Origin of the sequence: Microcoleus vaginatus FACHB-2002, assembly GCF_040004035.1 — a bacterium.
GTDB classification, from domain to species: domain Bacteria; phylum Cyanobacteriota; class Cyanobacteriia; order Cyanobacteriales; family Microcoleaceae; genus Microcoleus; species Microcoleus vaginatus_C.
In genome coordinates this window covers 1-25528 of record NZ_JAMPLN010000043.1, presented here as the reverse complement: position 1 = coordinate 25528, position 25528 = coordinate 1, and the positions used below count along the sequence as shown (strand labels likewise).

The 25528-nt window shown below is 43.9% G+C and carries 20 protein-coding genes and 1 pseudogene; 9 read left to right on the top strand and 12 right to left on the bottom strand.

The features are described 5' to 3' along the window. Positions 1 to 182 precede the first annotated feature (182 nt). The 5 genes from NDI35_RS25440 (at position 183) to NDI35_RS25420 (ending at position 6127) form a co-directional block, all read left to right on the top strand. Entirely contained in the window at positions 183 to 1166 is a 984-nt protein-coding gene (locus NDI35_RS25440; protein ID WP_333063099.1) for a GntR family transcriptional regulator, read from the top strand. Positions 1167 to 1286: 120 nt separating this feature from the next. Next, positions 1287 to 2003, top strand: coding sequence for a nitroreductase family protein (locus NDI35_RS25435; RefSeq protein WP_445315151.1), 717 nt, complete (start codon positions 1287 to 1289; stop codon positions 2001 to 2003). 159 nt (positions 2004 to 2162) lie between these two features. Continuing rightward, positions 2163 to 4052: a hypothetical protein gene (locus NDI35_RS25430; protein WP_445315150.1), complete on the top strand. Its 1890-nt coding sequence runs from the start codon at positions 2163 to 2165 to the stop codon at positions 4050 to 4052. Positions 4053 to 4221: 169 nt separating this feature from the next. After that, a complete protein-coding gene (locus NDI35_RS25425; RefSeq protein ID WP_445315149.1) occupies positions 4222 to 5358 on the top strand; it encodes an AAA family ATPase in 1137 nt (378 codons plus the stop codon). After that, complete coding sequence (locus tag NDI35_RS25420; RefSeq protein WP_445315148.1) at positions 5351 to 6127, top strand: hypothetical protein; 777 nt, start codon at positions 5351 to 5353, stop codon at positions 6125 to 6127. The genes NDI35_RS25425 and NDI35_RS25420 overlap by 8 nt, the downstream gene beginning before the upstream one ends. A 161-nt stretch (positions 6128 to 6288) precedes the next feature. Here NDI35_RS25420 and NDI35_RS25415 read toward each other — a convergent pair whose 3' ends face one another. Further along, positions 6289 to 7068 carry an ABC transporter permease gene (locus NDI35_RS25415; RefSeq protein WP_006634775.1) on the bottom strand — a complete coding sequence of 260 codons (780 nt, stop codon included), beginning with the start codon at positions 7066 to 7068 and terminating at the stop codon, positions 6289 to 6291. Between the two features lie 127 nt (positions 7069 to 7195). Between NDI35_RS25415 and NDI35_RS25410 the strand changes: the two genes are divergently transcribed. The 4 genes from NDI35_RS25410 (at position 7196) to NDI35_RS25395 (ending at position 12106) form a co-directional block, all read left to right on the top strand. Next, positions 7196 to 8353: a DegT/DnrJ/EryC1/StrS family aminotransferase gene (locus NDI35_RS25410; RefSeq protein ID WP_445315147.1), complete on the top strand. Its 1158-nt coding sequence runs from the start codon at positions 7196 to 7198 to the stop codon at positions 8351 to 8353. A gap of 409 nt (positions 8354 to 8762) precedes the next feature. Further along, on the top strand, positions 8763 to 10439 hold the full coding sequence (locus NDI35_RS25405) for an ABC1 kinase family protein (RefSeq protein ID WP_445315146.1): 1677 nt from the start codon (positions 8763 to 8765) through the stop codon (positions 10437 to 10439). Positions 10440 to 10587: 148 nt separating this feature from the next. Continuing rightward, the gene (locus NDI35_RS25400) at positions 10588 to 10962 is read left to right on the top strand and encodes a hypothetical protein (protein WP_333095054.1); all 375 of its coding nucleotides are present in this window, start codon (positions 10588 to 10590) and stop codon (positions 10960 to 10962) included. 193 nt (positions 10963 to 11155) lie between these two features. After that, entirely contained in the window at positions 11156 to 12106 is a 951-nt protein-coding gene (locus NDI35_RS25395) for an NAD-dependent epimerase/dehydratase family protein (RefSeq protein WP_445315145.1), read from the top strand. A gap of 127 nt (positions 12107 to 12233) precedes the next feature. Here NDI35_RS25395 and NDI35_RS25390 read toward each other — a convergent pair whose 3' ends face one another. The 11 genes and pseudogenes from NDI35_RS25390 to NDI35_RS25340 all read right to left on the bottom strand — a co-directional run. Further along, entirely contained in the window at positions 12234 to 14132 is a 1899-nt protein-coding gene (locus NDI35_RS25390) for an Npun_R2821/Npun_R2822 family protein (RefSeq protein WP_445315144.1), read from the bottom strand. A 151-nt stretch (positions 14133 to 14283) separates the two neighbouring features. Then, a complete protein-coding gene (locus tag NDI35_RS25385; protein WP_445315143.1) occupies positions 14284 to 15156 on the bottom strand; it encodes an Npun_R2821/Npun_R2822 family protein in 873 nt (290 codons plus the stop codon). After that, on the bottom strand, positions 15153 to 16127 hold the full coding sequence (locus NDI35_RS25380) for an Npun_R2821/Npun_R2822 family protein (RefSeq protein WP_445315142.1): 975 nt from the start codon (positions 16125 to 16127) through the stop codon (positions 15153 to 15155). The genes NDI35_RS25385 and NDI35_RS25380 overlap by 4 nt, the downstream gene beginning before the upstream one ends. 109 nt (positions 16128 to 16236) lie before the next feature. Further along, positions 16237 to 17346 carry a formylglycine-generating enzyme family protein gene (locus tag NDI35_RS25375; protein WP_445315141.1) on the bottom strand — a complete coding sequence of 370 codons (1110 nt, stop codon included), beginning with the start codon at positions 17344 to 17346 and terminating at the stop codon, positions 16237 to 16239. Between the two features lie 11 nt (positions 17347 to 17357). Then, positions 17358 to 18308 carry a glycosyltransferase family 10 domain-containing protein gene (locus NDI35_RS25370; RefSeq protein ID WP_445315140.1) on the bottom strand — a complete coding sequence of 317 codons (951 nt, stop codon included), beginning with the start codon at positions 18306 to 18308 and terminating at the stop codon, positions 17358 to 17360. Between the two features lie 143 nt (positions 18309 to 18451). After that, a complete protein-coding gene (locus NDI35_RS25365) occupies positions 18452 to 19693 on the bottom strand; it encodes a glycosyltransferase family 4 protein (RefSeq protein ID WP_445315139.1) in 1242 nt (413 codons plus the stop codon). A gap of 187 nt (positions 19694 to 19880) precedes the next feature. Then, positions 19881 to 21884 (bottom strand): ABC transporter ATP-binding protein, encoded by a 2004-nt coding sequence (locus tag NDI35_RS25360; protein ID WP_445315138.1) that lies wholly within the window; start codon positions 21882 to 21884, stop codon positions 19881 to 19883. 92 nt (positions 21885 to 21976) lie between these two features. Next, positions 21977 to 23128 carry a glycosyltransferase family 4 protein gene (locus NDI35_RS25355; protein ID WP_445315137.1) on the bottom strand — a complete coding sequence of 384 codons (1152 nt, stop codon included), beginning with the start codon at positions 23126 to 23128 and terminating at the stop codon, positions 21977 to 21979. A gap of 280 nt (positions 23129 to 23408) precedes the next feature. Continuing rightward, positions 23409 to 24245, bottom strand: coding sequence for a glycosyltransferase family protein (locus NDI35_RS25350; RefSeq protein ID WP_445315136.1), 837 nt, complete (start codon positions 24243 to 24245; stop codon positions 23409 to 23411). A 24-nt stretch (positions 24246 to 24269) separates the two neighbouring features. Further along, the gene (locus NDI35_RS25345; protein WP_445315135.1) at positions 24270 to 25199 is read right to left on the bottom strand and encodes an alpha-1,2-fucosyltransferase; all 930 of its coding nucleotides are present in this window, start codon (positions 25197 to 25199) and stop codon (positions 24270 to 24272) included. A gap of 101 nt (positions 25200 to 25300) precedes the next feature. Continuing rightward, positions 25301 to 25528, bottom strand: a pseudogene (locus NDI35_RS25340) (UDP-glucose 4-epimerase GalE); the annotation flags it as partial.

Below are 25528 nucleotides of genomic sequence, written 5' to 3'. Positions count from 1 at the left end.
TTGTTGAGGGAAACTCCGCAGGCTGCGATTAATCGCCTCTTCGGCGCGATCGTCCTGTGGCAGAACGGCTGCTGCAGATCAACCAAATAAGATTATGCTATAGACAGAGATATCGGAGCAATCCTAGGCGCGGTACTCGACGTTATAAAAATACTAAGTTGAAGTCGTCGGAGCCTTTAATAATGGTTCAATTTCATATTCAAACCGATAGCGATATTCCAGCATCCACCCAACTATTCAATCAAATCAGGTTTGCGATCGCCTCGCGACAATTTCCGCCCGGACACCGCTTGCCCAGCACTAGACAGCTAGCCATGCAGACGGGTTTGCACCGCAACACCATCAGCAAAGTATACCGCCAGCTCGAAAATACCGGACTCGTAGAAGCCCAAGCAGGATCGGGCATTTACGTCCGCGCCCTAGGCAACGAAGGCGGCAACAAACTCAAATCTCCGATCCTCGAAGAATATCCCCTTGCCAACAAAATAGTGCAAGGAAGTATCGATCAACTGCTGGGACAGGGCTGTACGCTCAACCAAGCGAGGGAATTACTTTTGGCCGAAATTGACTGGCGGCTCAGGTGCAGCGCCAGAGTGGTCGTCACAGCCCCCACAGAAGACATCGGCGTGGGTGAACTGATGGCGAAAGAACTTGAACAAGCTCTCCGTATTCCCATACAGTTAGTGCCGATGGAACAGCTAGGTACTTTTTTGGATCAAATTTCTTCGGGAACTGTGATCACGAGTCGATATTTTATCGGAGAAGCAGAATCGATTTCGGCACCGCGTTCTGTGCGAGTTATTCCCGTAGACATCTACGACTACAGCCAGGAAATCCAGCTAGTTGGGAGTTTGCCCAAAGACAGTTATTTGGGTCTCGTCAGCCTGAGTCCGGGAATGCTACGATCGACCGAAGTCATCATCCACAGCATCCGGGGAGAGGATTTGCTGGTGATGACGGCCTTGGTGTCAGACGAGTACAAGATTAACTCGATCGTGCGATCGGCCAGAACAATTTTTTGCGACCAACCGAGTTTTGCTACAGTAAAAGCTGCCATCAATGCGGCTAGAGAAGATATTATTCGTCCCCCGCAACTGATATGCTCCGAAAATTACATCGGCTCTAAGTCGATTAATTTGCTCAAGCGCGAGTTGGGCTTGGGATAACGAAGGAAGAAGGAAGAAGGAAGAAGGAAGAAGGAAGAAGGAAGAAGGAAGAAAAACAATTCAACTTTTTTAAGTTACCAATCCCAATCCCAATGCCCAATGCCCCAATCCCAATGCCCAATGCCCAATTCCCAACTACCGATTACCAATTACCAATTATCCATGACTATTGAAATCCAACCTTCAATTAATGTTAAAACGGCGATCGAAAGCCGACGGGCCGCGCGCAGTTTCCAACCCGATCCGATTCCCCCAGCAATATTGGCAGAGATTTTGCGATTAGGAGTGCGATCGCCCTCTGGTTACAACTTGCAGCCTTGGCGGTTTATCGTACTTCAAAACCAAGCCAGCAAACAAAAATTAAAAGCTTGCGCTTTCGATCAGCGCCAAGTGGTAGAAGCCCCAGTAGTATTAATCTGTTGTGGCGATCGACGCGCCGCCGGGCCCAAAAACACCGAAGCCGTCATCGAATTGGGCAAAGCCACAGGGGCAATGAATGACAATTTAGCCGGTTATATGCGACAAGCAATCCCGCAATTGTTCGAGAACCGTCCCTGCTTCGACTCCCTAGAAGCTTGGACAAACAGACATACAATGCTCGCAGTAGCCCACTTAATGATTGCAGCTAAAAGTTTTGGGGTAGACAGTTGTCCGATGGAAGGTTTTGTCAGCGCTAAGGTGAAAGAAGCCTTTCAAATTCCCGAAGAAGTAGATGTTTGCTGTTTGCTGCCACTTGGTTATGCAGCAGAACCTTTCAAACAATATGGCGGACGTTTTGACGTGACTCAAGTTTATTACAGCGAAAGTTATGGACAGGCAATGTCGGTTGAGATTTGAGAGTTAAGAGTTTGTGGAAACTTGAATTTTTAGAGTTAAGATTGGGAATAAATCGGTGCAAAAGTTCAAAGCAATCAAAAACCCCGACAGTTCTACAATCTAAAATCAAAAATTCACAATCTAAAATCGAAAGTGGTGAGCTCAGACAGAGGAGAAAATATGACAGTAGCAACGCGACAAAGCAACGCACAAATTCTAGAAGTAAAATTGCAGCAACACTTGCAAGCAGCCGGATTTAAAAAATTACCGCTTTATATTAGTTGCGATTTTCGAGATGAATCTTTAACGGTTGTGGGAGAACACCCGCGCAGTTTAGTTCTCAAAGCCAAACCGACTTTTGCGGTGCTAGAAGCAGCAATTCTTGAAATAGAACCAGAATCTATTCAACAGATTGGACTTTGCCTAAAAATTACCGGGCAAAAACAGCCTTATGCTTTCCATTCTTTTACCATGCACAACCCTGTTTTGTCAAGACCCAAAACAGTGCAGTTGTTCAAAAAAACCGAGAATACTCCCGCCGAAGAAACCGGGATAGTCTTAACAGAAAATGTTGCCGAGACGGCGGATGTAGAGGAGGAGATACCGTTAGAAACAGATGGGAAAGATGCGTGGGATGAAGAATATTTCCCCAATTTGTCTGAGAGTTCCAGCAATTCCGATCCGATCGCCTTTAGGGTAGCTGCAATCCCGACAGATATTGGAGACAATCCCTTCAATCCGCTGGATATGGAAGCGGTAACAGTTGCCCAAAAACCCAAGCATTCACCGTTTGCGATGCTGGCTGCTGCAGGAATCATCAGTGTCGCCGCGCTAGTTTTGGCAGGCGGTTATTATATGCTGAGCCGGCCCTGCGTCATCGGAGGATGTAGTGCTTTAGCCAATGCCAAACAGTTGAGCGAGAATTCGACGAAGACGCTGAAAACGTCAAAAGTCGCCAACAGCCCCCAAGAAGCGCAGCGACAGTTAAAACAGGCGATCGCCCTTTTGGAACCGATTCCCTCCTGGTCAATTCATCGCGGTGAAGCTCAAAGCGCCCTGGAAAGCTACCGGAAGCAAAATCAGAATTTAAACTCTGCGATCGATGCAGCGCGCCTCGCACAGTCAGCAGCCCAGAAAACCCAAAATCCGCCTTATTCTGCCGAGAACGGGCAGGAAGCGCAAGCTCTGTGGCAAAGTGCGATCGCGGAACTCGGAGAAATCCCCACAGACAGCCCAGTTTATCCATTTGCTCAGAGAAAGACAAAAGAATACGGGAAAAATTTAGCAACTGGAAATCGCCAATTAAGCACAGAGAAAAAAGCGGAAAAAACGCTGCTCGCGGCCAAAAGTACAGCCCAAATAGCAGAAGCTCGCGAAGCCGTAGCTCAGACAGCCGAGACGTGGGATCAAGTGCAATCAGGTTGGGAAGAATCCCTCGACATCCTATCAGAAATTCCCACGAGCACGACATCTTACCAACAAGCTAAACTGTTAGTTCCCAAATACGAAACCAAACTTTCAGAAGCTCGCGAGCGCAAAAATGTCGAAGGGATTTCGGAAAATGCCTATACTCAAGCTGTGACGTTAGCAGCGGAAGCTCGAATTTTTGAGGGGAAAAACGCCTGGTTTAAAGCATCAGAATCCTGGCGAAGAGCTTTGAGTTACGCGGAGCAAGTGCCAGCGGCAACTGCCTATTCTCAGAAAGCCCAACCGCTGATCGCTTCCTACAAAACTTCATTGCAGCAAGCAGAAGTAAGGTTGCAGGAAGAAAGAAACCTGCAAAAAGCCCGCACGGATTTAGATAGAACTTGTAAAAGCAACCCCAAGATTTGCGACTATACTGTTAGCAAAGATTTGATTGCGGTGCAGATGACTCCAGGTTACGTGCAGAAACTGCAACAAACCTTCATCCAAGCAAACAACAACAATGCTGTGAAGACTCGCCAAGCTGTAGAACAGCACGTTCAAACATTGCAAAAAGCTTTGGAGGCGATCGCCGAAAACGCCAAAATCCCGATGCAGGTGTACGATGGCGAAGGCCAGCGGATTGGGAGTCACGAACCGAAGTAAGCTGTTACGGCATTTAATTTTAGTTGTTGGGGCGGCCTAGGAGCAACGCCCCACTCATTGTTTCAAGAAACAGGATAGTTAAAATTAGATGCGTGCCCACAACTTAGAAGATCCGAACACACACTACAATTTCGGCAATCAAACTGTATAAAATAATATTAGCAATCAAATGCTAGAAAAGGTCAAACTTCATAACTTCAAAAGTCATCAAGATACAGAACTTAATTTTGATAATTCACGCCTACACGCCCTCGTAGGACAAAACAGTTCGGGTAAAACATCAGTTTTGCAAGCATTGCATTATCTCAGTCGGCTTGCTACTTCATCATTTGACAATATTTTTCAGCATGAAAGAGCGCCTCAATTTATTACAACAATTGGGCAAGATAATATGTCTGTTACTGCAAGTGGTTTTGGGGAAAACCCAGATAGAAATGATTGGAAAGCTTCTTATGACTGGAGACAAAGCGTTAATCATAAGTGGACTTTTAGAGCATCATGGAAGGCAGATCAAAACCCGGAATATAGGCAAGTAATCTCTGAAACTTCCTTAATGACTACGGAAGAGCAAATTCAGCAATCTTTGAGAAACGCAGTTCATCTTAAGCTCGTAGCCAGTAATCTTGCTAAAGCAGCTTACAGTGATGCAATTACACCGCGAGTTGAGTTCGATGGTTCCGGGTTAGCACCTACCTTAGACTATCTTCGTGACGAAGCTCCAGATAAATTTCAATCTTTAGAGAAAATGTTGAAACGGATTGTACCAGGTGTACGCGAGGTAGGGGTAAGGCGAGCTAAAGTTATGGTCAATCGCCAACGCTTAATCGAAGTCGATGGCAAATCTATCTCCTACGAAGAAAGTCAGGAAATTGTAGGGAAAGAAGTTGTCCTAGACATGAATACTGGTAAGCGTATACCAGCCCATGCCATTAGCGAAGGCACAATGCTCGCTCTCGGATTACTGACTGTTTTGATGAATCCCAATCAACCTAATTTAGTGTTACTAGATGATGTTGAACAGGGACTCCATCCCAAAGCGCAACGAGAATTAATCGCTGTTTTCAAGGAAATTATTCAAGAAAACAGCAACCTGCAAATTATTTTTTCGACACATTCTCCTTACATTGTGGATGAACTTATTCCTTCTCAAGTTCATGTATTAAGTAACAACAATTTAGGTGTGACTCGTTGCAAACGATTGGATGAACATCCAGATGTCGAATGGGCAAAACAAACTTTAACCACCGGAGAATTCTGGAATGCGGAGGGAGAAGATTGGGTGGTTGCAGGGGAAATCAATGATTGAGTTTGTTGTAATTGTGGAAAGTAGCGCAGACGCACGAACCGCTACTAAATTAGCCGATCGCCTTTTTGTGGATAAAATTGATTGGTTAGAACCTGGACAGCTTCAATATTTATTTCGTTGGAGTGGCTTACAAGAAAATACAGAACATTCCTGTTGGCAAGATATTAATCAAATTATAGAGAATTTGCAACAAAGCTTAGGATTCCGTCCTCCAAGGTATTTAGGTCATGGTAAAGATGGAGCATTAAAAGCTGATGGTGCAGCAGCTATAAAAATTCTGAATTTAGTACGATTTATTCAAAAAACACGACAGATTAAAGCAGTTCTCCTGATCCGGGATTTAGACAATCAACCTCAGCGAAGAGAAGGTATTGAGCAAGCACGTTCTGAACACATCAATCGACAACCTAAATTAGAAATTATTATTGGTACAGCCGACAGAATGCGGGAATCCTGGGTCTTGAATGGGTTTGTTCCATCTAATCAAGAGGAAGCACAAATTCTTCAAGATATAACGACCCAATTGACGTTTAATCCTTGTAATGAGTCACACAAATTACGCTCTAACTCATGGAAAGAACCCGATCGCATTAGAAATCCTAAAGTTGTTCTCGAAAAGCTAACAGGTGGCAAGATGGAACGCGAACAACAGTGCTGGGAAGACACGCCTCTGGAATATCTACGAAAAAACGGTGTTCATACAGGCTTAACAGCCTATATGGATGAAATCGAGGAACGATTAATTCCAATCATTGGATCTGCTGAGTAAGATCAGCTCGATATTCCCTAAACCTGCCCCGACCGGATTTTGTGGTCGATCAAGTCACGGGCGGGGCGAGTTTATGATATTTATCATTTGTGTGGGAGATATTGGTGAACCCGCCCCTCGGTAATCATAATCAATTTACATCTACAATCACCAATGAACAATTACCATTTGATCAATTGTGCATCTTGATTGAAAAACTTCCGCGACAATCCCTCAGTCAAAAGCAGAGTTGCGATTACAGTTGCCAGCGCTAACACAAACATAATCAAAATCTGGTAAGAGGCTGCATCGAGAGGACTGACACCGCTCAGCATTTGACCTGTCATCATCCCGGGTAAAGTCACGATTCCTACCACCGTCATTGTATTTAATAGCGGGATTAATCCAGCTTTGATCGCATCTTTGCGGTACTGCTTTACTGCTTGCTGCGGCGTCGAACCTAAACTTAAATGGGTTTCTATTTCTAACTGGCTGCTATTAACTGTACTCACAAGTCTTTCGCCGGCGATCGCCCCGGAGTTCATGGCATTGCCCAAAATCATACCCGCTAAAGGAATCAGGTATTGCGGTTCGTACCAAGGGTCAGGTTGCAAAATTAGCAAGTTTGTATAGGCGAGAGTCAAGGCCGTACTGATAAAAATTGAACCCCAAACTAAGGGCAGTAAGTTCTTGATTTTTTTGCTGATGCGGTTGCTGGCAACCATGCTAGCTGTTGTCAGCATGATTGCTAAAACTGCTAAAACCAGCCAAGGATTTTTCCCCTCCGGGTCAAATACGACTGCGAGCACGTAGCCGACTAAGATTAGCTGGATCAGGGTGCGCCCCGCGGCGATCGCGATCGCCCCCTCCAATCCCAATCCCTGCCACGCCGAAAGCCCGATCGCGATCGCCACCATCCCCAAAGCCCAACCCAAATCTGTAAAATCTAGCTCAATTAACACCGGCCCACCCTTTCGATAATGTGATTGTTTGCCTGTCCAAATATAAGATATTGCAATAAAGGTTTCTGGAAAACAGTTTTGCTGCAAGAATTTGCTTTGATAATGCTTGAAATTTATGGTGTGAAGAGTGAATAATGTTCCCCCCCTCGACTTAACCCGCCAATACGCGCAGATTGGCGACGAGATAACCGCTGCGGTGCAAAAAGTGCTTGCCTCTGGTGGCTACGTAGGCGGCCCGGCCGTGAAGAGTTTTGAACGAGAGTTCGCCGACTACATCGGCGTTTCCGAGTGCGTTGGCTGTAACTCCGGGACGGATGCCTTGATTTTGGCCTTGCGAGCTCTCAAAATTGGCCCTGGCGATGAAGTGATTACCACTCCTTTTACCTTTTTTGCTTCGGCTGAGACAATTAGCGCCGTCGGCGCCACTCCAGTATTTGTCGATATTGACAGCGAGACTTTTAATCTGGATGTCGAACTCCTCGAAGCGGCAATTACCGACAAAACCAAGGCAATTATGCCCGTCCACATCTTCGGCCAACCGGTAGACATGACTCGGTTGATGGAAATTGCGACTCGACACAATTTAGCCGTAATTGAAGATTGCGCCCAGTCGGTCGGGGCCGAGTGGCAGTCTCGAAAAGTCGGCAGCATCGGCCATGTCGGCTGCTTCAGTTTTTATCCGACCAAAAATTTAGGGGCTTGCGGCGACGGTGGCGCGGTGACGACAAACGATCCTGCCCTCGCAGCTTCGATGCGAATGCTCAAAGAACACGGACAGTCTTCTAGGTATTTCTACGAAGAAATCGGCTACAACAGCCGTTTAGATGCCCTGCAAGCGGTGATTCTCAGCATTAAATTGCGGTATCTCGACAGTTGGAACGCGCAGCGACGTTCGATCGCGACACTTTACAGCGAATTTCTCTCCCGCGTGCCCGGAGTTGCCGTACCCAAAGAATTACCGGAAGCAAAAGGAGTTTGGAATCAATACACGATCCGGCTGACAAGTCCAGAAGACGCGCAAAATCCCTCTAGCAATTTCCGGGACTCGGTGCGGGCTCAGTTGCAGGAATCCGGCATCGGTTCGATGGTTTACTATCCGTTACCTTTGCACCTGCAACCTGTTTACAAATCTTTGGGCTATCAAGCACGTCAATTGCCAAAGGCTGAGCAAGTTTGTCGCGAAGTCTTGTCTTTGCCGATGTTCCCGGAACTGTCGAGGGATCAACAAGAGCAGACGATTTATGGGCTGAAAGATTGCTTGGCAAAGGCCGATCGCATCCGGTAGCTTTGGCGCGATGGCATCAGCGAGGGAAATGCAGGAGGAGAAAAGAATTGCAGGGTTGCAGTGCTGTGAGAATGTGCAGGGTTCAGGGAGAGCTGTTAAGTATTTTGACCGATCACTTGTACTTTTATGTACTATATTTAATGAAAAGAAACAAATTTAGGCTAGCAATCCGCCTCGCACGGGTGCATTTTCCGCTCGCCTAAACCTTGCAATGCGATCGGTCAATGATGAAGAAGGAAGAGGGAAGAGGGAAGAACGAAGAAGGAAGAACGAAGAAGAAAGAATAAATAATATTTGAACTTTCGACTTCCATCCCCGATGCCCGATGCCCGATGCCCGATGCCCGATGCCCGATGCCCAATTCTCAATTTAACCTGTAATTTTCAGAAGATAAGAGGAAAATAAACGAGTGCCTCAGTATCAATTCACTCAGGCTAGACGCTACGATCCACAAGCGATCGCTCAGTATTACCGCAACCGTCCTTGGAAAGCAATTTGGCGCGCAATTACCGTTATTTGGTCTTTTGCAGGCTTCGTTCTGGGGATGCTGTGGGACAGTTGGCAGCACGAAGCCGCAGCACACCAGCCGGAACGGGCCGCCCACCTGCGACAAATACTCACTCGCTTGGGCCCCACTTTCATTAAAGTCGGCCAAGCCCTTTCTACCAGACCGGATTTGATCCGCAAAGACTTTCTCGAAGAATTGATCAAACTTCAGGATCAATTGCCGCCGTTTGACTCGGTGCGCGCTTTCGAGATTATTGAAGCGGAACTCGATCGCAAAATTAGCGAAACCTACAGCGAAATTTCCCCCGAACCTGTCGCCGCGGCAAGTCTCGGTCAAGTCTACCGAGCTCGCCTCCTCACCGGGGAAGCAGTAGCAGTCAAGGTTCAGCGACCGAATTTGCTGCCAGTCTTGAGTCTTGACCTTTATTTAATGCGCTGGGCCGCTGGATGGTTGGGCCCCTTGTTGCCGCTGAATCTCGGTCACGACCTCTGTTTGATCGTGGATGAATTTGGTATCAAATTGTTCGAGGAAATTGATTATCTCAATGAAGGACGCAACGCCGAGAAATTTGCTACAAATTTTGCCGACGACCCGACAGTAAAAGTTCCCAGTATTTACTGGCGCTATACTTCAAATTGCGTTCTCACTCTCGAATGGATTGAGGGCATCAAGCTGACAGATATAGAACGTGTTAAAGCCGCAGGTTTGGATACCGATAGTTTAATTGAAGTCGGAGTTCGCAGCGGTTTGCGACAGTTGCTGGAACACGGATTTTTTCATGCTGACCCCCATCCGGGAAATCTGTTTGCCTTAGCGGACGGCCGCATGGCTTACATTGATTTTGGGATGATGGATCAGATGGAAGAAACAACTAAAGAAACTTTGGTTGATTCTGTCGTTCACTTAATCAACAAAGATTACTTAGAGTTAGCTAAGGATTTTGTCAAACTTGGCTTTTTGACACCAGATACAGATATTATGCCGATCGTCCCGGCGCTGGAATCTGTACTGGGTGATATCGTCGGCGAAAAGGTGTCAGATTTTAACTTCAAGACGATTACAGACCAGTTTTCGGAGTTGATGTACGATTATCCTTTCCGGGTGCCGGCAAAATTTGCCTTAATTATTCGCTCTCTGGTGACAGAAGAAGGTTTGGCCCTGACGCTGAATCCGAATTTCAAGATAGTCGAGGTGGCGTATCCTTATGTAGCGCGGCGTTTGTTGAACGGAGAATCTCCGGCACTGCGGCGGCGTCTGATTGAGGTATTATTCAAAGATGGCAAATTCCAGTGGAACAGGTTAGAGGACATGATCGCGATCGCCCGATCGGATCGCAGTTTCGACTTGCTCCCCACAGCACAACTAGGCTTGCAATTCTTGCTGTCCGAGGAAGGGTCGTTTTTGAGACGCCAGCTAATGTTAGCTTTGATTGAGGACGATCGGCTCCACACCGAAGAAGTTCGCAGCCTGTGGAACTTAGTCAAGGAAGATTTGCAGCCCGGTCGCCTGTTCAACGTTGCTCTAGGCGCTTTGACGGAGTTTTCCACAGCAGGAGCAGCGGCGCTAACTCGCTTTTAATTAGAAGGAAGAAGGAAGAGGGAAGAAGGAAGAAGGAAGAGGGAAGAAGAAAGAAAAATAATTCTACTTTTACCGATTCCCAATTCCCAATTCTCAATTACTCACTCCCAATTCCCAATTCTCAATTACCCAAATTAAGGAATTATTCGTGTATTATTTTCCAGAACCTCCCTATTTTTTAATGTCGGCTGGATTACTAGCAGGTATGGCCTCCGGCGTAGCATTTGAAGCAACTCTCAAACAATCCGTGCAACAGTGGTCTAAAAATCGTTCTACTCGCACCTTGGCTAACCTGCCAAGGCTGCAATTGGTCATACCTTTTCTGGGAATGGCTGGCGGTATTTGCGTATTTTTAGCTTCTGGAATGGAGATTTTTGGCTTCCCAAAACTACTTTCTTATGCCCTAGCTTTGCCACTGACGCTACTCACTGGCTGGCTAGTTTGGACTCAGTTGGGTAAGCTTTTGATCGAGTTAGAACGCGGCGGTTCCCAAGCGCTGGATTTAGATTCTTTTGAACAATGAAAGGTTAACTATCAACCTCTTTTTATCAGAAGGAAGGGGGTTGATAGTTATCTAGGATTATCCTCTTTGATGCTTTTTGAACCGCAGAGAACGCAGAGAACGCAGAGGAAGAGAAAGAAGAATAAGAAGAAGACAACTTATGCAATAATTTGTGTAAAAATTTTTAAATCTAAAATCTAAAATCTAAAATCTAATGAGTATTGTTATTGTTACGGGTGCGGCGGGATTTATTGGCTCTAACTTAGTAGAAACTCTTTTAAATCGAGGGGACACGGTTATCGGTGTAGATGAGTTCAACGATTATTATGATCCGGATCTCAAGCGCAAGAATATTGCACGATTTGAAAAGTATCCGGGTTTTGAATTGGTGGAAGGCGATATTTTGTCTCTAAATTGGCGAGGTCTTTTATCCGATGCTAAGGTGATTTTTCATCAGGCGGCGCAAGCCGGAGTTCGTGCTAGCTGGGGCGAGGGTTTTTGCAGCTATACGGAACGGAATATTAACAGCACTCAAGTATTGTTAGAAGCGGCAAAAGATGCGCCAAGATTGCAAAAGTTTGTCTATGCTTCTTCTTCTTCAATTTACGGCAATGCTGAATCTTTTCCCACGAATGAAAACGCTTGTCCGCAGCCGGTTTCTCCCTACGGAATTACGAAATTAGCCGGTGAACGTTTGTGCGGGCTTTATTACAAAAATTTTGGCCTTCCGACTACTTCCCTGCGCTATTTTACTGTTTACGGGCCGAGACAGCGCCCCGATATGGCTTTTCACAAGTTTTTTAAGTCGATTTTGTTTGATGAGGCGATTTCTATTTTTGGCGACGGATTGCAAACGCGGGATTTTACGTTTATCAGCGATTGCGTTGCGGCGAATTTAGCGGCGGCTGAGGTTCCAGAAGCTGCGGGAGAAGTTTTTAATATTGGTGGGGGAAGTCGGGTAGTTTTGAGAGAAGTTATTGATACAATACAGAGGATAGTCGATCGACCTATTCGGATAGATTTTACTGAAGCTGCGAGGGGAGACGCCCGACACACTAGCGCGGATGTGTCTAAAGCCAAGAAAATCTTAGGTTATCAGCCGCAGGTTGCTTTAGAAGAAGGTTTAAGGCGCGAATGGGAGTGGATTCAGTCTTTGTACAGTTAGAGTACAGTTAGATGCTATCTATCCCAGAAATTCCGCAACTTAAATTGAACATTGTTAACTTTTTGACTTCCCCAAGTTTTGAGATTTCTCTGCAAGGGAAATGCTGCAATCCTACCCTTATTTTTTATTATAAAAAATCGCACTTTTTGTGATTAGTAATGGCTTCGATAATTTTATTCAAAACTTTTTTAGAATCAGTCATTGTACTGAGCCAATAACTGCCTGAATGTTGCCGATGATAATAACTTAAATTACTCACCGCATACAAGCTGCCGCCACTTTTTAACCACAAATAATTGAAAGCGGCGACATCGGAAGCTTGCACGCAAATATCTTGATGCTCCTCGGCACAATCAAGGTATTTATGTACATTGACGAAGTAGTTGCCGTCATTAATAAAATTGCGAAATAATTTAGGATTGGGATTACTTAGAATTAATTCTCGTGCTTTTTCAATATTAATTTCTATGTCCGACAATAATTTAAAATTAAAGTAGGGATTGGCAGATGTCGGACAATAAATTAGCTTAGGATTCCATGCAGTTATGTGGTAGATTCTATCGACATAAGTTTCGCTCAAGGCATTGTCAGAGTCAAGAATAATTGCCCACTCATTTTTGCAGTGGGAAATAGCCCTAATTTTGCTTTTATACGCACCAAAATTTTGCTCACCTCTGCGGATAGAAATCTTAGGTGACAAGTTTGCTATATTTGCTTGCATCCTAGAAAACTCTTCGGGGGAGGAAGCATCATCGTAAATAATAATATCATCAATCCGATCGTCATACAAAGCATTGCACAATGCACCTACAACCAAACTAGAACGGTTAAAATGGGTAATAGCTAGAGATATTTTACTTCTGTTAGCCACAGACGGGCGCCGAATTGAAATTAAGCGAACGCCTAGAGGGCTTGTCCGCAAGTCCATCAGAATTTTGTAATACTGTTGATAAACTTTATTTCCGAGTTGTAAACTGCTAATTTTTCGGGCAGCTTTTCGCAAAATATTCATTTCTGTATTTGCCAATTTATACCTAAAGTTGATATTTTTTTGCCTGACAAAGGTTTTGGCATTTCTGTATCCGCGCACTAGCCAACTTGGGGATTTGAGTTTGGGGCATTTTTCCGGCGACTTCAAATAACGGTAATGCAGAAATAAATCTCGGTAGGGAATCTCCACATCTTCGCCAGCGCACAATTGATTAATTTTGGTAGCCGAAATACTCATGTAGTGCAAGTAAGTCAACCGTCGTCCTTTGTCATATAGAACATAATCTATCACATCAAATTCAGAAGACCAATGATTCCCCGTTACCTGTTCGGGTTCAGCATATGCAAAGTTGTAAAAAGAGATATTGCTGCGGGCGACTAAATAGTTAAGTAAAGATTGGTCAGCGCCCCGCAAAGACATAATTTCCGCTTCTCCTGATATTAATTGAGCTAGAAATTGAGAGCAATTATTTCGATTTAAAATCCCAGCTTTTGACGCAAACCAACCCGCACAAAAAGTATGAGATTGCAGTTGGTCAATATTTAAAATTTGAGGTAATTTTGGGGAGGACAAATCAAATATATAATTGAGGTCGGATTTGTATTGAAAATCGTTGGCTACCCAATCAAACTCATCAAGTTTTTGATAAATGTAATCTAGAGAACCCATTAACAGAGTGTCTGCGTCAAAATAGATAAATTTATCAAAAGGGCCGTCGAAACAACATAATTTTCGGTGCATTTCCAAACATTGAACAGGTTTCAAACCTTGAGATTGCCAAACTTTTTGAGCTTTTGCATGAGTTTTCCAAACTTGAGTCGCAAAGTCTTCCCAGAAAATGATTGAATCGGTATTTTCAAACAGGGTGACATGAGGACGAGTTGCAATTTCTACTTGCACTTTTTTCAGTCGATTATCATAGGGAATGATACAAACAGGAATATTTTTGGCCCCGTTGACTTCGAGACTGTTTAATAAAGCGACTAAGTGGTCGAACACAACATCGTTTGCGAGAATATAAATGCCATCTGTCATCGGATTTTAGATTTTAGATTTTAGATTGAAGAATTCTAATCGTTACTAGACTCGGTCTGGAAACCAGTTAATTTATTAGGCCGCGTGGACTTTGTTTGTGTGCTTGCGTTGCTAGAGATTTCAATCGCCGTGTGACTACAAACAATATTATTTATCCATGCAAATCTCTAAATATTTTTTGCACTAAATTTGGTTGTTCCTCATTGAGATAACGATAATGTTTCCAAAGTTTCCAATAAGGGCTACCGGATTTAATTGGTATCCCAGCCCAGTGAAGATATTTTAACCTTTTGCCTTTGTCATAAAGAACATAATCTTTTTCCTGAAAATGCTTGGAACCAGCCCAGCTTCCAGGTTCGGTTGCTGAATCTTTAACAAGATTGCAGCGCTTGGGAATCAGTTTAAGAATGATATAATTTAGTATAGGTTGGTCTGTGACATTTTGAGTAAAGTCAAAATATTCTCGATGCTGCGAACATTCTAGCAAAATTTCATACATTTGCGCTTCTGTAATAGTTCCTTTTCTGGAAGCCCAAAAACCGCTGTTGAATACATCTTGAAGCTGTGAGTCGGTAAAGATATTCTGTTCTTTTACAGCGGGTGAAAATACATTTCGCAGTTTTTCGCTGAGGTGGTGGTAGTCGCAGCAAAAAAAGTCTACTTCTGATAGTTTGTTTAAGTTGTCTGCGATGTCTTCAAAGACGATGATATCGGTATCGATGTACAGAAATTCGTCTAGGGGGCCAAACCAGGCGGCGAGTTTTCGCATTTTGTTGGGGAGGGCTAAAAAGTTGCGATCGAACATTTGGCCAATTTCTCTGGTAAACTGTTCCACAAACTCGATATTGGGGAACAATCGCACCCCGTAGAGACGGCTGAGGGCGGTGGCGACTTGCTGAGAATTGTCGTCGAAGGGAATCAGAAAAACAGGTACTTGACAATTATACAGACGTATGCTGTTCAAAAGGGCGATCGCACTTTCGATCACCTTATCATTCGCAACAATATAAATACCGCGACTCATACATTTATCCTCAACCTTCTCAACACTCTTTTTAACAAATTCGCCCCAGAAACCTCAGTATAAGACTTTAGCGGTTGGGAAAAAACCGGGCGCTTGGAGGGTTCGCGGAGATAGCGGTAATGCAGGAACAAATCGCGATAGGGAAACTCAATATTTTCGCCCGCACAAACTCTCCGAATTAAATCCGGCTGCACGCCAATATAATGAATGTAAGTAAGTCGGTTTCCCTTGTCGTACAAAATCCGATCCTGCTCTTCAAAATGTTTAGAAGTGACGCTGCACCCGGTTTTTTCGCCATCCGGGAGGCTATAAGCAAAATTATAGCTATTCATGCCCGTTTTCATCACCATATAATTGAGCAGCGGCTGTTCTCCCGCACCTTCATAGAGAATTTCCGCCTCGCCCAATTGCAGTTTAGCTAACAGCCATTCCCTAGTATCTTTCTCAAACAATCCTTGCTTGCTGGCGTAAAATCCCGAACAAAATATTTCCGAGTCGATACGATTTTGCTCAAAAACTTCGAGCAGTTTTGGTGACTGAATATTGTATACTTTAGTTGGGGATAGAAATTGAAAATCATAAACCACAAAATCCGATGACTCTAACTTCTGAAAAACAGCATCAAGGGAATTCATCACCAAAGTATCCGCATCCATATAGATAAACTTTTCAAACGGGCCGTCGAAAGCGCAAAAGCGTCGGTGTGCGCCGTAAAGCCGGAATTTTTTGCGGTTCAAACGCTCGGGTGCGGCTGCTTCCATGAATTTGTCCCATCGCTCAATAGATGCGCTATCTTTATAAATAAAGACGTTGGGACGGTTAACAATTTCAGTTTTGATTTGCTCTATCTGGTCGTCGAAAGGATAAATACAGACAGGAGTATTTGAGCCTAAGATAACTTCAATACTGTTGAGCAAGGCAATTAGTTGGTCGCAAACTGTATCGTTGGCTAGCGTGCAAATTCCATTCATATCTATAGTCTCGCGAAGGCGGACTTTGTTTGTGTCGTTGCGGTTTCAACCGCCGGATCGTTTAGTAAAATGGTAGAGAAGGGCGATCGGGGGAAAACGAGGATAAAGGCTATACCGACGCTACCGCTACGCGAAAACCTATGCCCCAGTACCTGTTGCTCAGCAAGTTCCTGTTGCGGTTGGCACTGCGGCAATTGACCGCATTGCTGTTCCACGAACCTCCACGTCGCACTCGGTAATCATGTGAGCCAGTTTCCCAGGAACTTCCGTCATTAGGTGCGCCGTTATAGTTATAGTGCCAGCGATCGCTGCACCATTCCCAAACCTGACCGTGCATATCGTACAGTCCAAAGGCATTGGCAGGAAAACTCCCCATAGTCGTTGTTTCTTCACGGTAAAGTCCTTTGGATACCGAAGCGTAGGGGTAGTTTCCGTTATAGTTGACTAAATCAGGGGTAATGGTTTCCCCAAAATGAAATGGCCCTGTCGTACCCGCACGACAAGCATATTCCCATTCTGCCTCGCTCAGGAGGCGATACTTTTTCCCGGTTTTTTGCGAGAGTTGAGTACAGAATTCGACTGCATTTTGCCACGATACATTTACTACAGGACGTTTTTCAAATTGAAACCACGATGGATTATTTCCCATCACTGCTTCCCATACCTCCTGAGTGATGGGGTATTTGCCTGCATAAAAAAAAGGTACTGTTACTCGATGCTGCGGACTTTCGCTCTTATCTCGATCTTTCTCTGTTGCCGGGGAACCCATCATAAATGTGCCGCCGGGAATATAAACCATTTCCAGCACAACTCCGTACCCTAAGTCTTCTGTGAAGAAGTGAGCATAATGACGGCGACGACTGTTTTCTTTTCCTTCAGCATCAACTGCGATCGCGTCAAACTCAAAGGTAAGAAAAGATTTTTTTAACTTTTGTAACTGCTGTTTTATATTTGGTTCATCTCTATCCCTCAGCAGCGAATAGGCTGCAAACTTCATCGGCATTGATTCATCTTGCAGTACCCCCATTATTAAATCTAAACCTGCATCTCCATATTTGAGCGCTTCAGACAGTGCAGCAATTTTCACCTCGACAATCGGTGAAGCCAAACGACTCTTAACGCCGGGAATCCCGCCTAAAACACCTGCACCCAATGGCACCTGAGATTCACCGCCCTTGACGGCATCGTATTCTCTGGGTTGATTTTGGTTTTCTGTCATTGCGCTATTTCCTAAGAGACAAAGTTAGACAGCCAATTGAGCAAGTTTAATTCATGGAGAATGATTTGTCTGGCTTCGGCAATTTTATCCCTCGCTTCATGCCAATAATCCGCATTAGCCACAACCTCTTTAATAAATTCTACTCCTTTCTCATCCAAACTCGGCAGCCGCAGAAAACTCCCTGCAGGCAACAACTTATCCGCCGCCGCACCGCCGTAATAAATTGGCAAACACCAAGCTAACAAAGCATCCCAAAGCTTCTCGCTGACATACCAATCGTTTTCGGCATAATTTTCTATAGCTAAGTTGTAATAGTATGGTGCCACGGCGTGCCATTTATTGTTGACAGTGCCGTTACCCCGCGCCCAAGTTGGCAAGTTTCGCCCGTAAAGGTCAAAATCCAATTCTTGCGATCGCAGCAATTTAATAAAGTCTAATCTCTGGCGGTGATTGGCGCTGCGGCTAACACCTGAAGTAATCCAAGAACAGGATTTAGTTTTCGGCGCCGCAGGCATTTCATCTAGTTCTCGAAACGAGTTAGAGTGATACCAAATCGCGGGCATATAATCTGGTTTTGGGGCGAAGTCGTCTGGCCCGGAAACGTAACCGCAATAAAGTTTGGCTTGTTCATAGTTGGCTTTGGTAATTTCAATAACTTCTGGTAAGGGTGGCTCGCGGATCAGGTAAATTATGCGTTCCGTGGGGACACAGCGCAATTTTTCTTGAATGTCGTTTTCTTGGTTTTGATGCCTGTAGCGACGTATTTTATCGAGCCACGATTGCTTTTTGGGCGGTTGGGGAAAGTCGAATTGATACATGAGTAAAAAGTCTGGTTCTGGGTGGTTGGCGAGCATTTGAATGTTGCCCCATTTGCCGAAGTTTTGGGGGGTTTGTTGCCACAGCCAGTCGCTTTGGTTCATGCCTGGGTAGGTGGTGATTGTGCCGATGATTTTTGGGTCCATATCTAATAATAAATCGGGTTTTTGCGTGTGGGCGGGGCGGGTTTATGAGATTATTTATTTTAGGTGATGATTGTTGGTAAAACCCGCCCCTGCTGATAATAAATGTGGTTTTTGCGTTTGGCAGGGCGGGTTTATGAGATTGTTTATTTTAGGCGATGATTGTTGGTAAAACCCGCCCCTACGGAATTTTGAATTATCGGATATCGCACTTGCTCATCCACATAACTTAAAATTTTCTCTATCCTATTTTCCCACGAAAATTGCTTGACAAAATCCATTGTTTCTGCATAACCTTCGCGTTGCCTCGGATATTTGGTTAAACAATCTCGAATGCTTTGCGCGAACTGCTGCGGGTTATCCGGTTCGCACCAAGTTGCTGCTATATTTCCCGATTTAAATTCCATTAAAGATGCAATCTCCGTCGCTACAATCGGAGTTCCCGATGCCATGTAATCAAATAATTTTAAAGGAGATGTGAACGTCGCGGCCTCTGTCAAACAGTGAGGGTGAGTCAAAACATCGGCTGCTTGCAGCAAGCTAGCCAGTTGATTTTGAGGGAGGTAGCCGAGAAATTGAATGTTGTTAACTTGCTTGTCTTTGGCTAATTGCTGGTATGCTGTTACTTGGGATGAATCACCGCCCGCGATCGCAAATTGAACCAGCGGCAATTCCTGAGCCACATCCACCAACATATCAACACCTTTAAACGGGTAAAGTCCGCCTGCATAAACTGCTAAATGCTGTCTTTCATCTTCTAATAATTGCTGTCGCCAATTCTGGGCTGCTTCTGTTTGTCGGGCGAGAAACAAATGGTTAAAACCGTTGTGCAGCGTAATTACTTTTTCCGGCGGCATCCCATTCAAAATCATGCTGTGTCGCACCGTATCGGCAACAGTTACGGAAATCTGAAACAGAGGATTGCGGACAATTCCTGATTCAAATTGCTTGTTTTCATGGTGGTGCTGTTCGTAGATAGCGGGAATTCCGTTTTTAACTGCTGCTTTGACAAAGTTCCAGTCGCGGGTGTGGACAATTTTAGTGGATTTAAGCAGGTGAATCGGTAAGTAGTATTTGGAGACTATTGTACTTGAACTCGTCCACTTGCTGTCCAAAAGATCGATCGGCCACGGCATCGGTAAATCTGCTACTTTTAATTTATCTTGAATATTGTAAATTTTGGCAAGCTTGTCATCGGGTTTCCTGGGTTGAAAAGGAAAAAGCAAATCAACCGGATTCAAAGCACTCCAGCCTTTACGGAGGTATACCAAAACTGCTGGATAACCTAGGTTTGCTGCGGCATTGGCAGAGTGTGCAACTTGAACTAAGCTCGCTACATTGGGTTGCGGTAAGATATTTCTGGTAAAAAATACATAATATTTAGACATCGTAATTGGTAGTTGGTAATTGGTAATTGTTGACTGTTGACTGTTGACTGTTGACTGTTGACTGTTGACTAATGACTAATGACTAATGACTAATGACTAATGACTACGGACTAATGACTACTGCCAACTGCCAACTGACTACTGCCAACTGCCAACTGCCAACTGCCAACTGCCAACTGCCAACTGACTACTTTTTAACAGCCTGACGCTTAATAGTCTTTTCTATAAATTCTAAAGTAGTGAAAATATTAGCAGCAGAGTGAAATGATTCTCTGATTAACTCGTCTCTTTCTTCGGGAGAGTCTACCATTTCATCTACTAGCATTTTGAGGTACGCTATCATGGGAGTCAGGCGAGTGCGAATTTCGTAAGAACCTCTAATTAGAGCTTCATCGCGAGCGGTTTCTTCGGCAAATTGCACTGAATACAAGCGAGTGTAGTAACCTCCTTTTGCTAGCAATTCTTCGTGGGAGCCCATTTCTACTACTTGTCCGCGATCGATCACGGCAATTTTGTTGGCTTTTTGGACTGTGGAGAGGCGGTGGGCGATTACCAACGTTGTGCGATCGTAGCTCAATTTCTCGATCGCCGCTTGCACGTACCTTTCCGAAACCGTATCCAGCGAACTCGTTGCCTCATCTAAAATTAAGATTTCCGGGTTTTGCAGCAGGGCTCTAGCAATTGAAATTCTCTGACGCTGCCCTCCCGATAAGATCACGCCCCGATCGCCAATTTGAGTCTCCAACCCATCCGGCAATAGTTGGATAAACTCGTAAGCATTCGCTCCCTTCGCCGCTTCCACAATTTCTTCCTCAGTCGCTTGGGGTCTAGCATAAGCAATATTTTCGCGCACTGAAGCATTAAACAAAAACGTATCTTGGCTAACAATACCCATCGCTTGTCTGAGACTTTTTAGATCAAATTCGCGCAAATCCCTGCCATCGATCGAGATATGACCTTCAGTAGGATCGTAAAATCTCGGCAGTAAATCTGCCAAAGTTGACTTGCCAGAACCCGAAGTTCCTACCAAAGCCAAAGTAGTGCCGTGAGGTAGAAATAAATCAATTCCTTGCAAAACTAAATTTTTGTGGTTAGGATAACTAAAAGATATTTTATTAAAATGAATTCCCGATCGCAAATGAGTGTAAGGCACAGAACCGTTCAGCATAAATGGCTTGTCCTCGCAGCTCAAAAAATCATTAACCACCTCTACACTAGCCGACGTATTTGCAAATTGACTGCGCCCGCTATTCAACTGTGAAATTAAAGGAATCAATCGAAACAGTACCAATAAATAGGTTAATAAAATTGTCGCAATAGACTCTATCTCATTCGCAAATATTGTGCGACCTATAAATACAATCAAAATTATAACTATCAAATTAACAACTTCGTTAATTGGGGCGATCGCCGCATAATTTACCTGAGCCTGAAAATCCGCTTGTTCTCGCTTTTGAATTAAATGCTTGATCCGCTGATACTCTCTTTCCTCGTTCCCCGTTGACTTAACCAGCCGAATCCCAGTAATCGTTTCCAGCACCCTAACCGAATAATCTTTCGACATTTCAGAAAGCAGGTGACCAAAATGCTTGGAACGGTTAATAATATATTGATTTGTCCAAGCAACTAACCCCAGCAAAACTGTAGCTGTCACCGTCAGTTTCCACGAGATCGAAAGTAGCAGACCCACAAACACCAAAACAGTGATTGAGGTAGTAAACATTCCGATGGCCGTACCAACTGCACTAGCAGTCCGACCAATCTCTCCGCCCAATCTATTAATTAAATCCCCGACTTTAGTTTTAGAGTAAAAATCTAAATCTACTTCTAACAACAACCGCAAACCTGCTTCTCGCAAATCAAAAGTCAGAGAGCGCGTCAGAGAAGTAGCTACTAAAGTATTGATATAACTCGCAACATTTTTTAAAAAAATTGCCAGCACAACCGCCCCGGTCATCAACATTAAACGCTGATTTCCGGGCATTCCCTCAAAGGGATACATCAAAGTTTTAATTAGAGGTGGAGCACCACGCAGCTCGATCGCTTCCTCTAAAAAACTTAAAAGCACTGGTACAATCAGAGTCGTGCTGATACCGTTGAATAAAGCGCCAGAAAAGCCCAGCATCACAGTTAAGAAAATCCTGCCGGGATATCGTCTGGCAAATTTTAGGAGTAGCTTATTGGCAGACATGAAGCATTCCCAGCTAAACAGTACGGCATCTCAAAATATTTTTTAATAACAGACAGTTTTTCTTCCTCCCGTGAGTAGTTTTAAAATAACATTTACATACCTGCGATTATATCTGAAAGTATCGGTTTCATTGCTTGAATACTATATTTTTTCACACATCTTTCCCGCCCTTTCATTCCTTGTAAATTAGCCGCTGTCCAATTTTGAAATATCCATTGAATCTTTTGTGAAATTTGAGCGGGAGAACTCGGATCGACTAAATAACCCGTTCCCCCTAAAATTGCGGGAATATCCCCCACTCGCGTAGACAAAACAGGCTTAGCCATTGCCATGCCATCTGTCAGCTTGAGCGGAAACTGAGCCACGGCTGTGAGAGTTTCTCGCTGAGGAACAACGACAACATGAGCCGCCGCTACAACCGACGGCATCGTCTCCACTGGAAACCTTGGCAGTTTAATAATCCAACGCCCCCATTGTTTCACAAGTTTATCATCATAATCATCATAAGGACTCCCGCCGACGATCGCTAATTTTAAATCGGGCTCATTTAACTGTTCGAGGGCCATCAAAACATCCTCCACCCCTTTATGAGGTCGCGGTGCCCCTGGAAACATCAGAACTCTATACCCGGACAAGCCGTAACACTGTCTGCTCAATTCAGGATTGTATTTAGCAGGGTCGAACATTGCAGTATCCTTACCATTAGGCAAATATACACCACCAAAACGCTGTTGTAAAAACTCAGTATCAACGGTGACTGCATCAGCACGGTGAATGAGACTTTCCATCCACTTGAGATAGAGCGGATTATCTGGTTCTCTCAATTGACCGTTGTGTTTAAAAATATCTCGATAAAGTTGTTTTAAAGATGGACGGTATTTCCATTCATCTCCGCCGTACCAGCTCAGTTCCCAGTCGTCTATATCTAAAATTATAAAGTGGCGAGTAGCCAGTTTTTTCAGCAGTGATAACCCAAAGCTTGTAGGTTTAGGTTTGACTGCATAAATAATATCCCCATCTATTTTTTTCCAAAGTTTTTGAGCATCCATTAAAAACCCCGGATAATTTTTACCCGGTATCGCACATACCGGGATATCTCTGGGAGGAGTAGCATACAATTCCGTGCCCAACTGAAATCCAACAACTTCTACATCATATTTAAGCTCTATCAAGACTTGAGCTAATAAAAAAGCACGAATTGCACCTCCTCCTGACAAATCGCTCACTACTAATGAAACTTTCACTGAGTATTTTGTTTAAAACATTTATTTAATTTTCCTGCTTAACCGAGCTTTTGTCAAGGCTATGGGGACTCAGGCACTCTTGACCAAAGCAACCGGGTTTTTAACCAGGGAAAAGGGCAGCAACGCGTCTTTTGGTAAAAAAAACACAGTAATGAACCCCAGACTGTTATTCAAGCCCGCAATAATTTTTCTAGGTAAATTTTCGGATATGTTGAGGCTAATTTTTTTTATTTTGCCCTAATTTTTGTTGCTTTTGATGCAGTTTGCCAACAAACTTTAATTATTTTAAACGCCAGGGATTGTTAAGTTGATTTGGTAAAAATATTTTCGCCGTGCGATCGACTATTCTAGTAAAGAGCGATCGCGTTACGTTCTTGGCGTACTGAGGGCGGTAAGGATAAGTGCAGTGCATTACTTTAATCGGTTTGTCGATCGTATAAACATCTTTCCACTTATCCAAGTAGTTGTAAACGGGGGACAAAGTTGTCATTTTCGGTTTCACCGATTCAACTGCCGCCGCAAAAGCTCCCTGATCTTTCAATAATAGCACATTTTGATGCACGACTACCATCTCGAAATATTTCTTAAAGTTTATAAACAATTCCTGAGTTTTACTGCTTTTCGTAAAAGCGATAAATCCGCCATTGTATTGAATGCTATTTTCATTTAGCGGCAACCCGACGGACTGCAAAGTTGACAGAATATCCTGCTTGACTCTTAATAAATTTGTAGCTTTAGCAATCGCAGGCTGCACATCTTCCGTCACCAACAAATCCACGCCATCAAGAAAATCAAACACCTCATCTATTGGCGACAGCAAACAAATATCACAATCCATATAAATAGTTTTCTCAAATAAAGATTCCCCGTACAAAGCCAGCTTAGCTTGCCGCGACGCTAAAACAGGATTTTCGTGAGAGGGTGCAGGTTTCAATATGACATTTCCAAACACCTGAAGTAAAGGATATAAAATTAGAGGTACTCTATCTATTAAAATAATAATGGGTTCGCGGTGAAACTTCCTGACAGACGCCAGAAAATGAACGCAATCCTGGAAAGAGTAAAGACCGGTTAAAATAGTGATAAATCCCTTGACTGCTAATTTGTTTGAATTCATTTATTTACTTATTGATTTACTTATTTACCGAGCGTGCGTCCACTCCCAAAAGCTCTCACTCCAGTCATCTCGTTCGTGAAAAATTCCTTGCCATTCATAAAAATGTACAAAATCTTTCAGGTTAATTGTTTTATTGAGATTTGCGATCATGTAAAGAGGTTTATCTCCATAAAAAGAAGCCCACATAGTATAACTGCTAGGCGGCCCGACAACATAGTCGCACTCAGCCAAAGCATACATATCTTCAATTAAATGACCACTGCCAAATCCACAGTTAAAATTATCAAATAAACGCGAATTTTGTGGAATATTAGAACAAATCAAAAACTTGATTGTTTTTCCTTCAAATAGCCTTACCACAGAATTCATGACTTCTAAATATTGCTGAGTTGTGTAAAAGTATCTCCCCTTTTGATGCTTAGCATAATCCCCTTGACGGATGTGAATTCCGACGAGCATATCAGAGTTATTTTTTAAATTCAATATCAAACGCTCTACATTGATTCTATATCGCTCTAATGGTGCAAAGTATGCTCTAATCTGGTCGGCGTACTTGTGTAACATGGGGAGATCTTCTACAAACCAGCCATCTCGAAATAACCAGCCTTGAAAACAAACAATTGAACCGTGCTTGATTTGTTCGATTTCCTGATATTTTCGCCAACTAAAAGGTTGTTTTCTGGTTATTTCTTGCGTTTTTAATATTTTTTTCTTGCTTAAATATTTAACTAATTTGTAATATTTGCTTCTGACAAACTTGTTACCGGGTGCGGTAAAATATGGAGGAGGATAACAACACAAAAAATCACCAGCGGTTCCCACAAAGAATTCTGCATATTCCTCAAAAGCAGGATTGAGAACAATCAAATTATGCTCGATCGCCCAAGCAATGAAATTAGCAAAAAGCAGCAGTCGGTTTCCGAGTTGTCCCGATTTAGCAGAGATTATTAGCATATTGTATTTTTGGGGCGGGCGGGACGCCCAACCCCTACTCCCCACAAGAATTCAATCAAACTTTGCTGTAATGGTAAGGTGCGCTGGGCGCACCTTGCAGACTAAGAGTTGTGGCGTTTTTGGTGCCACTGCCAAGCATGGGAGATAATGTTCTTAATGTCGGGATATTCTGGAGACCAACCCAAGCTTTTGATGGCTTTCTCGCTGCTGCCAACCAAAGCAGGCGGGTCGCCCGGACGCCGATCGCACTCAACAGCCTTAATCTCTTTTCCCGTCACTTGACGAGCCGTTTCTATCACCTCTTTCACCGAAAAACCGCCGCCATTGCC